Genomic DNA, 13,605 nt, shown 5'->3' on the forward strand with positions numbered 1-13,605 from the left:
AAAAACGCAAAATTTAACAGTATTTTTTAAAGAAATCCTTTTTTTCGAGCTTCAGTAATTAACGATTCATCTTTACCGTCATTTATTGAGAATAAAATTTTGAGTTGTTTTTTACGCTTTTCAATGGCACTCATAGACAAATCTATATGCTCGGTTAAACTTCTTGTTTTAATCCCTTGAGATAGCAGGTGTAGAATCTTTCTGTTTATTTCATCAACATAGATTTCATTAACTACAGATTTGTTTAAATAATTACTCACTGTACTACTATAATAAGGTGGATCATTTAAAATATGATGAAAGGCTTCAGCCAATTCACTAGAGGTTAAATCACTTTTAATTAAAAACCCATCAGGATTGATTTCTTTCACAATATTATGAATACGGTACGATTCATTAAACATTGTTAAAATAATCACCTTAGCATGAGGCATTATTTTTCGCGATATTTTTGCTAAATCCTCACCAGAAGTAATTTTCCCATTAGCAGAAGGCGGTAAACTTATATCAAAAAAACATACATCATAAGGATGTTCATTTGCAGCTTTTTGCATTAACATATTAGCGGCATCACAAGTATTAGCCGTATCTATAACCAATGTTTGATCTTCTTTTTTGGTAGCCATCAAGGTATTTTGATACCCTTCTATAATGATTGGATGATCATCAACCATTAAAATGTGAATTTGTTGCATTGTGTCTAATTTTTGTAAGGTATTGTAATAATAACCTCAGTCCCTTTTTTTACTACAGAGTGAATTTGTGCCGTCCCTTCAGCCTCCTTCACTCTAGAATTAATATTTTTAATGCCAATTCCTTTTTTACTTTTATTGACATCAAACCCATCACCATCATCAATAATTGATAAGCAAATTACATTAATTTTTAATTCAAAACTAATTTTAACCATCTTAGCCTTGGCGTGTTTATAGATATTTTGAAGTGACTCTTGTATAATCCTATAAACATTGATTTTAGTTTTATTAGACACCATTTCCCAATTGATATCATCAGTAAAATTAAAAGACGATTGTAATTGATATGCACTTGTTTGCTTCTCTATGAGCTCAGATACTATGTCCATAAATCCAGAGCCCGACACAAAATCTGTATTTAAATCATGAGAGATTTTGCGAATATCATCCTCAATAATTTTAAGTTCACTAATATATGTGGCTCGTTTTTGGATGGCTTCTTTACCTTCGGAAAAATTATAACTATCCAAACTGAGCCTGGTACCAAATAATCGTCCAAGAATACCATCATGTAGTTCCTTTGAAACTCTTATTTTCTCATTGGCTCTAGCTTCATCAACCTTATCTTGTTGAGACAACATGAGGTTATAAATTTCCTCGTTTGCTTTTTGTTGATTTTGCTCAAACTTCAATTCTTTGTTTTTTGTACGTTGGGTAATGATGATATAGATTAATACAGAGGTCACAAATAGACTGCCTAAAATGGCTAATAACCAAATAAGCTGCTGAGACATCTTCTGGTTTTCTTGAACTACCTTATCAGTTTCAAACTCTATTCTTGCCAGTTTATTCCTAACATTGCGTTCAACTTTAAGTAAGCTGTCGTTTAACTTTATATGATCTTCCAAATAAGATTTACTCACTTCTCCTTTGGTGAGTTTTGACAATAACAACATGGACTCTAGATATAAATCGTTTATCGGGATTTCTTTTGAAATACGATAACTCTCCTCCGCATGATGTTTGGCAAGATTATTTTTATCATTTGCCATATAAAATTTGGCTAAATCAATTGATGCTGAAAGTTTAGAATAGTCATCTTCTATATCATTAGAAATTTTTAAAGCTCGCTTAAACTCACTTTCTAATTCAATATAATCATAATTACCAATCATAAATTTGGTAAATGTTCTATTTACAATGACTAATGGATCTTCATTATAACTATCATTCTCGTCAATGATTTCATTATATATCTCTAAAGCTTTTATCAAATCACCTTTAGAGCGATACGTGATTGCTAAATTATTTTTAGACTGAAGCCACAAGTCTTCTCTATTTATTAACTTTTTGGTTAACTCGAGTGCCTCCCAATGATACTCTAAAGCTTTATCATAATTTTCGAGTTTTAGAGACACTATACCTAACAAATTCAAACAAATATATTCTTCTTCATAAAGCGAGATTCCTTTAGTCTCTTTAATGGTATGAATTACTTTTAAACTTTCTATGGCGTTTTGCTCACTTCTTAAATAATCTTTCTCATCATCTTGTATGGTAGCGATACTAGAAAGAACACCAGCTTTTTCCTCTAACTTCCCTAAAGCTTCGTAATACTTAAGTGCGTTTAAATAGTAATTATATGATGCAATATTATCACCTTTTATAAGGTAATAATACCAACCTAATTGGTTATTTGTAGAAGCTATACCTATAGAGTCTTTAAGTTTTTGAGCTAATTCAAGATTAATAACACTCGAAGAACGAAAGGTTTCATATTCTCCAGAAAGGAGATATAAATATGACAAATTACGGTTACTCGTTAGTATTAAAGAGTCAATTTCTGTTTGTTGCGCTAATTCACTTGCTTGAACTCCAAAAGAAATTCGCTCCTCAATAGGCAACGATTTATCCTCAGATAATTCTCTCATACTCATAACACTATCAATAGTAGATTTTTGCCCATATGCACGTGCACACATTAACAAAAAAATAAAAGCCAATAAGTATCGTGTTATGTATTTCAAAAGATTATTTCAATATAATCTCAAAGTTAGAATATTTTATTGATTTATAACAAGGTAACTCTCCATTAAAAAAGCCCATATTTAACATTTTAAATATGGGCTTTAGTTTTTTAAAGTAAAGAAGTTTTACCCGTTATTCGGTAATTTTATTCCTTTTCTCGTATGCGCTAACAAATCTGTTTTGTTATACGTTTGTACATCTTCTTGATTAGTATCTGCTATTGCATCACTGCTTTGTCCAGATACTGTTAATAATAATACTGCTAATAGTAGTAGTGTAATTTTAAGGGTCTTCATGTTAATCAATTTTAGGGATTATATATTCAATTTAGTTATGTTAATAATTAGATGCTTATATCATACCAATACATAGGGATGTAAGGCTTATTAATATTTAAGCATATAATGCAAAAAAAATTGAGGGATTTTTAAATGTCAACGACATTTAAAAGCTAAAATGGATTAAAAAAAATTTCTTTATAAGTTTAATTAGGGCTTATGAAGAGTTCAAAAATAATACATTTTTGGAAACCTGCAAATAAAAATCCGACAAAATGCAATATTCTACCGATTAAATACGATTAGCCCTCTAAAAGCTGTTGATAACTTGTTGATAAGCTTATTATCGAACCTTCAATTCGTACGATAATTATTTGTGCGTTTTAAACTCCCTTTGTTTGACAAATTGATCATAGCACTAAAAAAATTTTTTTTTCACAATGGATTTGCAAATCTGTATGATGTAGTTAAACTTTTAATCTTAAAATATTTGATGCATATAATTATGAAGTAAACAACAATATGATTGTCGCTTTGCTAATCTATTCTATAAATAAAATTGAATAAAAAGGAAATAGGAGTAAAAATCAATAGAATTAAAGGTTTTAATTAAGTCTTGCATAGTTGTAGCTCATTAATTGGAAACTGTCACTTAAAACCGTCTTAAAACAAAAAAGCATCCCGATTTTCAATTAAGAAAAAAGGAAAGCTTCTCATTGGTAAGAACTCAACAACAATGAGTTTCTCACAACTTCTCAGATTTCTCTGAGAACAACACAACGTCTTTAAACTGCTTAAAAAAAGCTTCAATTTCTTGAAGCTTTAGTTGCAATTTTTTTAGCGGTCTGGACGGGACTCGAACCCGCGACCTTCGCCGTGACAGGGCGACATTCTAACCAGCTGAACTACCAGACCGTTGCTTTATTGCGAGGGCAAATATACACTTGATTTTTAATATCACAAACCTTTTTCAAAGATTTTTAAAAAAAATTAAATAAATTTTTGTCGCTCCACCATATAGGTTGTCAAAATCTTGTCAAAATATGTGTTAATATCTGCCTCAACATATTTAATTTGATATTGACCACACTTTAATTTTATACTCTTAAAATAATCATTCACAGCACTTTGATAACCTTCTTTTACGGTGTCAGGATATAAATTTATGAATTCATTGGTTTCAACATCAATAAATCGCTTTGGTGAATTATCAAAATCAAACTTTAACTCTTTTTTTTTATCAATAACATGAAATAAGACAACTTCGTGTTTATTATGCTTGAGATGTCTTAAGGCTTCAAATAGTTTTATGCTATCAGTTGACGTTTGAAACATATCTGTAAAAAAGAAAATAAGCGACCGTCTATGAATATTTTCTGCAATTTGGTGCAAGTACGTATACGTTTCAGTTTGCTTATTAAGAGGTTTAGAAACGACCATTTTACTCAACTCTGCCAATAACATTTGATGATGACGTTCACTTCCCTTTTCTGGAGCGTAATAATCATATGCATCACTATAAACGCTTAAACCAACGGCATCTCGCTGTTTTTTTAATATATGCATTAATGCTGCGGAAGCTAAAGCAGAAAACCCAATTTTGTTTAAATTACCTATGGCAAAGTCTTTAATATCAGGGTAATGCATGGAGCTACTATTATCTACAATAAGATGACAACGCAAATTGGTTTCATCATCATAGCGCTTGGTATACAACTTGTCTGTTTTTGCGTAAAGTTTCCAATCAATATGGCGTGTGCTTTCACCTTGATTATAGATTTTATGTTCGGCAAACTCTGCTGAGAACCCGTGAAACGGACTTTTATGCATACCTGCAATAAAACCTTCAACCACTTGCTTTGCGAGTAATTCTAGGTTTTTAAAGCCTCCTGCTTTATTGAGTTCTGCTTGTAGGTTCATATTTATTTCCCGTAGAAACGGAAACCTTTTAAGGTCAATTTCTCCATAGAGAAAATCCATTTCTTATTAATTAATACTGCATCTGGCCGGCTTTTTTATATTCCTGACGCTACTTTGTGAATTTTAAACTTTCCGAAGAAAAAAAACAGTTTAGATAATACCGTCTACAATACCGTAGGCTTTAGATTCTTCTGCTCCCATCCAATGATCACGATTAAAATCTTTCATGACTTTGTCAAAATCTTGACCGCAATTATCTGCTAAAATTTTAGCACTTAATTCTTTCGTTTTTAAAATTTCTTGAGCTGTAATTTCAATATCACTGGCTTGACCACGTGCTCCACCACTTGGTTGGTGAATCATTACTCTAGCGTGTGGTTGGATAAAGCGTTTTCCTTTTGTACCAACAGATAATAATATAGATCCCATTGATGCGGCCAAACCTGTACATATTGTAGAGACATCACTGTTGAGTGATTTAATGCAGTCGTACATTGCAAAACCAGATGTTACATAACCTCCTGGACTATTTATGTATAAATGGATGTCCTTGGTCTCTAACGAGTCTAAATACATTAAACGGTCTATCACATGTTTTGCCGATTTATCATCTACCATTCCCCAAAGAAATACTTTGCGCTCTTCTAATAATTTACTGTCAATTAAGTCTTGCGTTTTTGCTTGCTTACTCATATATGTTTGTCTTATGTCTTAATATTAAATATACTGCATCTAATTAGCTTTCTTGAGTTTTAAATTTATCTTTCCTTTTTTGGTTTAAAGTTAAAACCATAAATAGAGTTGTGCCTAGACAACATAAAGGAGTGAAATTATCCTGAAACCTAATTAGCATGAGTATAAAAATAAAAAAAGGTTTGCCATACTGACAAACCTTTTATCAATTCTTTATGAATTATATTTTATAGTAAAGCGTCGATAGCTTCAGAATAAGCATTTTTTGGTGCTACTCCTACTTGACGACCAACTACTTCTCCATTTTGGAAAATTAATACTGTTGGGATGTTACGAACACCATATTTGGCAGCAAATTCTTGATTTGCATCAACATCAACTTTACCTACAACAGCTTTACCGTCATACTCTGTACTAATTTCGTCAATGATTGGTCCAACCATTCTACATGGTCCACACCATGCAGCCCAAAAATCTACCATTACTGGCTTATCGCTCTTTAATACTGTTTCTTCAAAATTCGCATCTGTTATTTCTAATGCCATAATTATATTGTCTTATTGTTTAACTTCAGTTTTATTTATTACACAAAATTAGTCAAAAATTTTACCAAACCTTACAGTAGCAGTATTTGTTTTGATTATGAGGCTATTGATTGGATATATTATATAGTTTAATAAAAAACGTCTACATCATTAATTCAACTTATAATAAATATGATCTTCATCTAAGGCACTCAACAATTCTTGAGTTACCTTAACTTTTTGCATTCTACTAGACATTTCTAGTTTAATTTTATCTCTATTATCATACACTACAAAGTTTAATAAATGGCTTCCAGGATGCATAGACATTAAATCTTTTAACTGTTGAATTTTTTCAGACTCTAACTCCTTTATATTGAGCTGAATTGAAATTTTTCGAACACTTTTCTCCATTACATCATGTAGCAATTGAAAACTATTAAATTGCAACCTAGGGTCACTCTTTTTCCCAGTATCTCTGTTTACCCAACCTTCACGAACGAAAGTCTTGACATAAACAAATGTGTTTTTAACCAAAAACATACGGTGTTTTAGATAATCTTCACCAAATATGCGGAACTCAAAGGTATCTGTATAATCTTCAATAGTAAACATTGCCCAACCTTTACCTTGTTTGCTTACACGATGTATCACATCTGTGACAACACCACCAAATATGATTTCTTTATTAACATGCGTATTTAAATCATTAAAATCGGCAATAGTTCCTGTACAAAAATTATTCATTTCTGTTCTAAAATCATCTAATGGATGACCAGAGATATAAACACCTACAACTTCCCGTTCTTGGGCTAATTTTTCCATAGTACCCCAAGTTTCACAAGGTGGCACTAAAGGCTCTGCAATTTCAACATTACTCGCAGCGCCAAATAGACTTACCTGTGCTGAGTTTTCATTTTCTTGATGTTTAGCACCATACTTTATCGCCTTTTCTAAAAAGGTTAAATCACTACCTTCTTTTTGAAAATATTGTGCACGATGTGTCTCTGCAAAACAATCAAAACCTCCTGCTAACGCCAAGTTTTCAAATGCTTTTTTATTCGCAGCACGTAAGTCAATACGCTTTGCAATATCAAAAATAGACTTGTAATTTCCATCTTCTTTTCTGTTATCTACAATGGTCATTACGGCTCCATGACCAACACCTTTAATGGCTCCCATCCCAAAACGCACTGCATTATCTTTGTTTACAGAAAATTTATAATAACTTTCATTGACATCAGGCCCAAGCACAGGAAGTTTCATGCGTTTACACTCTTCCATAAAAAAGGTGACTTGCTTGATATCATTCATATTATTAGATAATACTGCTGCCATATATTCTGCAGGATAATGAGCTTTTAAATACGCAGTTTGGTAAGCGATCCATGCATAACAAGTAGAGTGAGATTTATTAAAGGCATAACTTGCAAAGGCTTCCCAATCTTTCCAAACCTTTTCTAGAACTTTAGCATCATGACCTTTTGCACTTGCTTGCTCAATAAATTTTGGTTTCATTTTATCCAAAACTGCAATTTGCTTTTTACCCATAGCCTTTCTCAATACATCGGCTTCACCTTTGGTAAAATCTGCTAATTTTTGTGACAAGAGCATTACTTGCTCTTGGTAGACTGTAATACCATAGGTTTCTTTGAGGTATTCTTCCATGGCTGGCAAATCGTACTCAATATCTTCGTCACCATGTTTACGTCTTGTAAAACTTGGTATATACTCCATTGGACCAGGACGATACAAGGCATTCATTGCAATAAGATCTTCAAAAACCGTAGGTTTTAATTCTCTAAGGTGTTTTTGCATTCCTGGTGATTCATATTGAAATACACCAACCGTTTCTCCTCTTTGAAATAGCTCATATGTTTTTTCATCGTCTAATGGGAAATTTTCAGGATCTAATAAAATATCATGTTTTGCCTTAACAATTTTAACGGTATCTTTAATTAAGGTCAAGGTTTTTAATCCCAAGAAATCCATCTTAAGCAAACCTGCATCTTCTACTACCGAGTTATCAAATTGTGTGACATACAAATCTGAATCTTTTGCCAATGAAACAGGTACGAACTTGGTAATATCATCTGGTGTAATAATTACACCACAAGCATGTATTCCTGTATTTCTAACAGAACCCTCCAATGATCTTGCAAGGTTTACTGTTTCGGCATCAAGACCTTCACCATCTGCAATATTGAGTAGTTCATTAACTTTTTCTAAATCTTCTGCTCTAAATTTACTTCCCAGTTCTTTTTCCGATAGGCCAAAAATCTTATTCAGTTTTGACATGGTAGGAATAAGCTTAGCAATACGATCGGCTTCAAATAATGGCAAATCTAGAACTCGTGCTGTATCACGAATTGATGATTTTGCAGCCATTGTACCGTAGGTAATAATTTGAGCCACTTGACTAGAGCCATATTTATCTATCACATAATCCATGACACGACTTCTACCTTCATCATCAAAATCGATATCAATATCTGGCATACTCACACGATCTGGATTTAAGAAACGCTCAAAAAGTAAATCGTACTTTAAGGGATCAATATTTGTAATCCAAAGGCAGTAAGCGACTACAGATCCTGCTGCAGATCCACGACCAGGACCTACAGAAACATCCATTTTACGAGCTTCTCTAATAAAATCCTCTACAATTAGAAAGTAACCTGGATATCCTGTGTTTTCGATTACACTCAGCTCAAAATCTAGTCGTTCAACAACTTCTTCGCTAAGCTCTTCACCATATCTTTTTTTAGCACCTTCAAAAGTAAGGTGCTTTAGAAATGCATTTTCGCCTCGTTTTCCACCGTCTGCCTCATCTGCAATATCTTTAAACTCTTCAGGAATATCAAAGGCTGGCAATAAAACATCTCTAGCTAATTGATATGCCTCAACTTTATCAACAACTTCTTGTATATTAGAAATCGCGTCAGGCACATCCTTAAATAGAGATTTCATCTCATCTGAAGACTTAAAATAATATTCTTGATTTGGCATTCCGTAGCGATAACCACGACCACGACCAATAGGAGTAGATTGCTTTTCACCATCCTTTACACACAACAAAATATCATGTGCATTGGCATCAGCTTTTTTGCAATAATACGTGTTATTTGATGCAACTAATTTGACATCATGTTTTTTAGAAAACTCAATCAACACAGGATTTACTCGATTTTCATCCTCTTGATTGTGACGCATTAATTCAATGTACAAATCATCACCAAACTCCTGTTTCCACCATAATAATGCTTCTTCTGCTTGATTTTCTCCAACATTTAACACCTTACTTGGTACTTCACCATAAAGGTTTCCTGTTAAGCAAATGAGGTTTTCTTTATATTGTTGTATAAGCTTTTTATCAATTCGTGGTAAGTAGTAAAATCCATCAACAAAAGCATGCGACGATAATTTGGCAAGATTGTGATATCCTGCTTTATTTTTGGCTATTAAAACAATTTGATAGCCATTGTCTTTTCTAGATTTATTGGTATGATCTTCACACACAAAAAACTCACAACCTATGATGGGTTTAATTTCTTTTAAAACCGTTGTTTCTCCTCTTTCTTTGGCCTCGTCAATTTTTGGTTTTACGGCTTTATTATAATTATTTACCGCTTTAACAAAATGAAAAGCACCCATCATATTGGCATGATCTGTCAGTGCCACAGCTGGCATATTGTGTGAACCAGCCACGTTAACAAGATCAGAAATACTAATAGTAGACTGTAATACCGAGAATTGCGAATGGTTGTGAAGGTGAACAAAGTCAACATCTGCTAGACCCGAAATGTTTGCTTTTATTTTCTCTTCGGAAATATCAACTGCTTGTAACTTTTGGAGTCGCTCATTAATTTTAGCACTTTCCTTTTTAAGATTGATATGCTTTAAACCAATAAGCTGAATCGTTTGTGGATTCGACTCTTTAAAATTTTGAAAATAATCAGGCTGAACGTCTAGTTGCTCCTGTGTATATTCTTCCAAACGTACCAATTCAAAAAAGCAACGTGTGGTTGCTTCAACATCTGCCGTGGCATTGTGTGCTTCGGAAAATGGCTTATCAAATAAAAATTGGTGTAATTCGGTAAGGGTTGGTAGTTTAAACTTTCCGTAGCGACCACCAGGAATTTGACATAGCGATGCAGTGTGCTCAGTGCAAGTATCTAAAACCGGGAGCTCTTGAAGTTGATTATCAAGGCCACCTCTTACAAACTCGGCTCCCATAATATTGAGGTCAAACTTCACATTTTGACCAACAACAAATTTGGTTTTTGAAAGTGCGGCATTAAATTTCTCTAAAACCTCTTGAAGTGAGACACCTTGCTCTTGGGCTAATTCGGTAGAAATCCCATGAATTTTCTCAGCATCATACGGGATATTAAATCCGTCAGGTTTCACCAAATAATCTTGATGTTCGATACATTTACCCATCTCATCATGTAATTGCCAAGCAATTTGAATACATCTTGGCCAATTATCAATATCTGTAATTGGAGCATCCCAACGTTTTGGTAAACCAGTGGTTTCGGTATCAAAAATTAAATACATACGATTTTGAGCTATTTATTATCTCACAAAGCCGCAGAATTGCAAAACTTTGAAAGTATATTTTTGTACAAAAGGGCTTATTCTATTGAATTTTTTCAAAAAAAAGCTAGTGTATAAAATTACGAAGAAACTCCTTTTTTATAAAGTGAAGTTATGAACACTTTTGAACAAAAAAAATCAGCTATAAAAGCTGATTTTTCTTACATAAATTAGTATCAATTATGATACTAATTCTTCATGTACTTTTTCGGTATTAATTGCCGATCTAATTGCATTTCTATGTTTTAATAATAATGCATCTATTGTAGGTGGTAAATTTCGCTCTTTAATAAGCTCGTTATACTCTTCCAAACTAGCTTCCTCGCCTCTAATGGCTTCTTCTAATACTGCCTCTTCATTATTTGACGTGAAGGTCGATTTTAACGACATCCAATTACGATGCATAGCACCTTTAAAACTTCCTGAATCTTCTGGTATTTCACCGTATTGTAAGATTTCGGTTCTTAATTCTTTAGCAAATTCACTGCGCTCTGATGCGCGACGTTTAAAAAACATTTTTAACCTATCGCTATCAACATTATCAATTGAATTTAAATAGCCTTTTTCGGCATCATAATTTTTTACTAGTAATTCGTTTAACTTGTTTGAAATTTCTTCTGAATACTTCATTATATCTTTTACATTTTAAATTTCAATACTTTATTTTAGGATGCGTATTGTTTCACATCCAACTGTATTTAATATAAAAGATAAAGTAGGAAAAATCGAACAAATTAACATCTTTAACAAAGACTTAATAATATTTAACAAAAAAGGCAACCTCAACAGGTTGCCTTAAATACTTGATATGTTTTACGCGTTATGGGATACAATCTCCTAAATCGTCAATAATAACTTGTTGACTTCCATCAGGATCTCCACAAACATCAATTTTGTCTATTAAAGCTGTTTTATAAGCGTTACATGCATCTGTATACTCTGGCATTGTAGTATCAGTCGTATTAAATACAGCTAATGCAATGTTAACTTGTTGTGTCGCTTGCAAACAGCTCGTACTATTATCTAAGGCAACTAAACCTCCAACAATTGGTACGTTATGAAATACACCTTCATTAAAATTTACGGTTTGCATACCATCATCTGTAAACGCATAAAACCAAAATGTACCTGTCATTGTTTTAGGATTTGTATCTTGAACACTTTCTACAATAATTTGTCCTTCTACAGGATATAAAGAAAAACCTGGATCAGGATCATTTCCTGTTGAATATACTACACCATTTTGATCTCTAACTACTGCTATACTAGGATTTTCACCTCCTAATTCATACACACCTGCTGTATCATTACTAGTAATTAATTGTACGGTTTCGATATTATTAGTTCCTTGAACTAAAAACCCTCCAAAATCTATATCTGCAGCGTAAGACGATGCTTTCCAGAGGTTACCATTATAATTCCCTTGAATAGCAGGAGAATTGAATTGTAGCTCTTCACCACAGCTAAGTATTGTTACTAAGGCGAAAAGAATTAAGGCTATTTTTTTCATGTGATCAATTTTCAATATACAATAGGTATAAAATATAACGTTTTAGTGTTCCCAAAAGTATAATAATTTTTCAATATTACTTAATTACTAATAAAATGTTGAGAATTAAATTATTGTATTATCTTTGCGCCTCATTAATAATAGAGGTCGCGAACCTTACAAATTAATTATAAAATATGCCTGTAAAAATTAGATTACAAAGACACGGTAAAAAAGGGAAACCTTATTATTGGATCGTTGCAGCAGATGCACGAGCAAAAAGAGATGGTAAATACTTAGAAAAATTAGGTGCTTACAATCCAAACACTAATCCAGCAACTATAGAATTAAATGTTGATGGTGCAGTACAATGGTTACAGAATGGTGCACAACCTACTGACACAGCTAGAGCAATTTTATCTTATAAAGGTGCTATGCTAAAAAATCATTTAGCTGGAGGTGTTTCTAAAGGTGCTTTAACTGAAGAGCAAGCAGAAGCTAAATTTGATGCTTGGTTACAAGAAAAAGCTGGAAAAGTACAATCTAAAGAAGCTAGCTTATCTGAAGCTCAAGCAAAAGCTAAGGCTGATGCATTAGCAGCAGAAAAAGCAGTAAATGAAGCTAGAATAGCTGCAGCAGCTCCTGTTGTAGAAGAAGTAGCTGAAGAAGCAGAAGCTTCTAACGAAGAAGAATAGAAAATTATTTTTTATACTTTTAAACTCCGATACCTTGTATCGGAGTTTTTTAGTTTATACTATCAAGCGTAGTAGAAATGATCAAAGTCATTGATATTAATACTAGTTCTCGACCACATCCAAACTGACCAAAGTAATTATAATTATGAAAAAAGAAGACTGCTTTTTCCTTGGAAAAATTGTTAAAAAATATAGTTTTAAAGGTGAATTATTGGTAAAATTAGATACAGATGAACCTGCTCTGTATGAAAACATGGATTCTGTTTTTATAGAAGTTCGTAATAATCTAATTCCGTTTTTTATTGAATCCTCTCAATTACATAAATCTGAATTATTAAGAGTTAAATTTGAAGATGTAGATACAGAAGACGATGCTGATGCTCTTATGAAATGTGAATTGTATTTGCCCTTAGAATTTTTACCTAAGCTAGATGATGATAAATTTTACTTTCATGAAATCATAGGGTTTAAGGTAGAAGATAAAAATTTTGGTCATGTTGGAATCATAAAATCAGTTAATGATTCTACAGCACAATCGCTTTTTGAAATAGATAGAGATGGTATTGAAATTTTAATACCAATGAATGATGAGTTTATTTCTAAAGTTGATAAACAAAATAAAACGATTTTTGTAACTACTCCCCAAGGCTTAATAGATTTGTATTTGGAAGAATGATCCTGTCA

Annotated in this window: 11 protein-coding genes and 1 tRNA gene; 2 read left to right on the top strand and 10 right to left on the bottom strand. The window is 32.6% G+C overall.

The features are described from left to right. Positions 1 to 26 precede the first annotated feature (26 nt). The 10 genes from TD29_RS09855 to TD29_RS09895 form a co-directional block, all read right to left on the bottom strand. A complete protein-coding gene (locus tag TD29_RS09855; protein ID WP_040280386.1) occupies positions 27 to 695 on the bottom strand; it encodes a response regulator in 669 nt (222 codons plus the stop codon). A 5-nt stretch (positions 696 to 700) separates the two neighbouring features. Then, positions 701 to 2,698 (bottom strand): tetratricopeptide repeat-containing sensor histidine kinase, encoded by a 1,998-nt coding sequence (locus tag TD29_RS09860; RefSeq protein WP_152611496.1) that lies wholly within the window; start codon positions 2,696 to 2,698, stop codon positions 701 to 703. Positions 2,699 to 2,848: 150 nt separating this feature from the next. Beyond that, positions 2,849 to 3,019: a hypothetical protein gene (locus TD29_RS18525; RefSeq protein WP_161792617.1), complete on the bottom strand. Its 171-nt coding sequence runs from the start codon at positions 3,017 to 3,019 to the stop codon at positions 2,849 to 2,851. 823 nt (positions 3,020 to 3,842) lie between these two features. Next, positions 3,843 to 3,916 (bottom strand) — tRNA-Asp (locus TD29_RS09865). Positions 3,917 to 3,991: 75 nt separating this feature from the next. Then, entirely contained in the window at positions 3,992 to 4,921 is a 930-nt protein-coding gene (locus TD29_RS09870; protein ID WP_040280389.1) for a DUF58 domain-containing protein, read from the bottom strand. Positions 4,922 to 5,071: 150 nt separating this feature from the next. Continuing rightward, positions 5,072 to 5,614 carry a ClpP family protease gene (locus TD29_RS09875; protein WP_040280390.1) on the bottom strand — a complete coding sequence of 181 codons (543 nt, stop codon included), beginning with the start codon at positions 5,612 to 5,614 and terminating at the stop codon, positions 5,072 to 5,074. 227 nt (positions 5,615 to 5,841) lie between these two features. Beyond that, on the bottom strand, positions 5,842 to 6,159 hold the full coding sequence (trxA, locus tag TD29_RS09880) for a thioredoxin (protein WP_040280391.1): 318 nt from the start codon (positions 6,157 to 6,159) through the stop codon (positions 5,842 to 5,844). A 150-nt stretch (positions 6,160 to 6,309) separates the two neighbouring features. Then, entirely contained in the window at positions 6,310 to 10,698 is a 4,389-nt protein-coding gene (gene dnaE, locus TD29_RS09885; RefSeq protein ID WP_040280392.1) for a DNA polymerase III subunit alpha, read from the bottom strand. Between the two features lie 219 nt (positions 10,699 to 10,917). Next, a complete protein-coding gene (locus TD29_RS09890) occupies positions 10,918 to 11,367 on the bottom strand; it encodes a ferritin-like domain-containing protein (RefSeq protein WP_040280393.1) in 450 nt (149 codons plus the stop codon). 190 nt (positions 11,368 to 11,557) lie between these two features. After that, on the bottom strand, positions 11,558 to 12,247 hold the full coding sequence (locus TD29_RS09895) for a DUF6252 family protein (RefSeq protein ID WP_040280394.1): 690 nt from the start codon (positions 12,245 to 12,247) through the stop codon (positions 11,558 to 11,560). Positions 12,248 to 12,423: 176 nt separating this feature from the next. Here TD29_RS09895 and TD29_RS09900 point away from each other — a divergent pair, with 176 nt between their 5' ends. Continuing rightward, positions 12,424 to 12,921 carry a 30S ribosomal protein S16 gene (locus TD29_RS09900; protein ID WP_040280396.1) on the top strand — a complete coding sequence of 166 codons (498 nt, stop codon included), beginning with the start codon at positions 12,424 to 12,426 and terminating at the stop codon, positions 12,919 to 12,921. 145 nt (positions 12,922 to 13,066) lie between these two features. After that, positions 13,067 to 13,597 carry a ribosome maturation factor RimM gene (gene rimM / locus TD29_RS09905; protein WP_040280397.1) on the top strand — a complete coding sequence of 177 codons (531 nt, stop codon included), beginning with the start codon at positions 13,067 to 13,069 and terminating at the stop codon, positions 13,595 to 13,597. Positions 13,598 to 13,605 lie beyond the last annotated feature (8 nt).

Origin of the sequence: Psychroserpens damuponensis, assembly GCF_000826655.1 — a bacterium.
GTDB classification, from domain to species: Bacteria; Bacteroidota; Bacteroidia; order Flavobacteriales; family Flavobacteriaceae; genus Psychroserpens; species Psychroserpens damuponensis.

Excerpts from the sequence above, each read along its gene's own strand:
- TD29_RS09855 (WP_040280386.1), bottom strand. The coding sequence starts at position 695 with ATGCAACAAATTCACATTTTAATGGTTGATGATCATCCAATCATTATA.
- TD29_RS18525 (WP_161792617.1), bottom strand. The coding sequence starts at position 3,019 with ATGAAGACCCTTAAAATTACACTACTACTATTAGCAGTATTATTATTA.
- TD29_RS09870 (WP_040280389.1), bottom strand. The coding sequence starts at position 4,921 with ATGAACCTACAAGCAGAACTCAATAAAGCAGGAGGCTTTAAAAACCTA.
- TD29_RS09875 (WP_040280390.1), bottom strand. The coding sequence starts at position 5,614 with ATGAGTAAGCAAGCAAAAACGCAAGACTTAATTGACAGTAAATTATTA.
- trxA (WP_040280391.1), bottom strand. The coding sequence starts at position 6,159 with ATGGCATTAGAAATAACAGATGCGAATTTTGAAGAAACAGTATTAAAG.
- dnaE (WP_040280392.1), bottom strand. The coding sequence starts at position 10,698 with ATGTATTTAATTTTTGATACCGAAACCACTGGTTTACCAAAACGTTGG.
- TD29_RS09890 (WP_040280393.1), bottom strand. The coding sequence starts at position 11,367 with ATGAAGTATTCAGAAGAAATTTCAAACAAGTTAAACGAATTACTAGTA.
- TD29_RS09895 (WP_040280394.1), bottom strand. The coding sequence starts at position 12,247 with ATGAAAAAAATAGCCTTAATTCTTTTCGCCTTAGTAACAATACTTAGC.
- TD29_RS09900 (WP_040280396.1), top strand. The coding sequence starts at position 12,424 with ATGCCTGTAAAAATTAGATTACAAAGACACGGTAAAAAAGGGAAACCT.
- rimM (WP_040280397.1), top strand. The coding sequence starts at position 13,067 with ATGAAAAAAGAAGACTGCTTTTTCCTTGGAAAAATTGTTAAAAAATAT.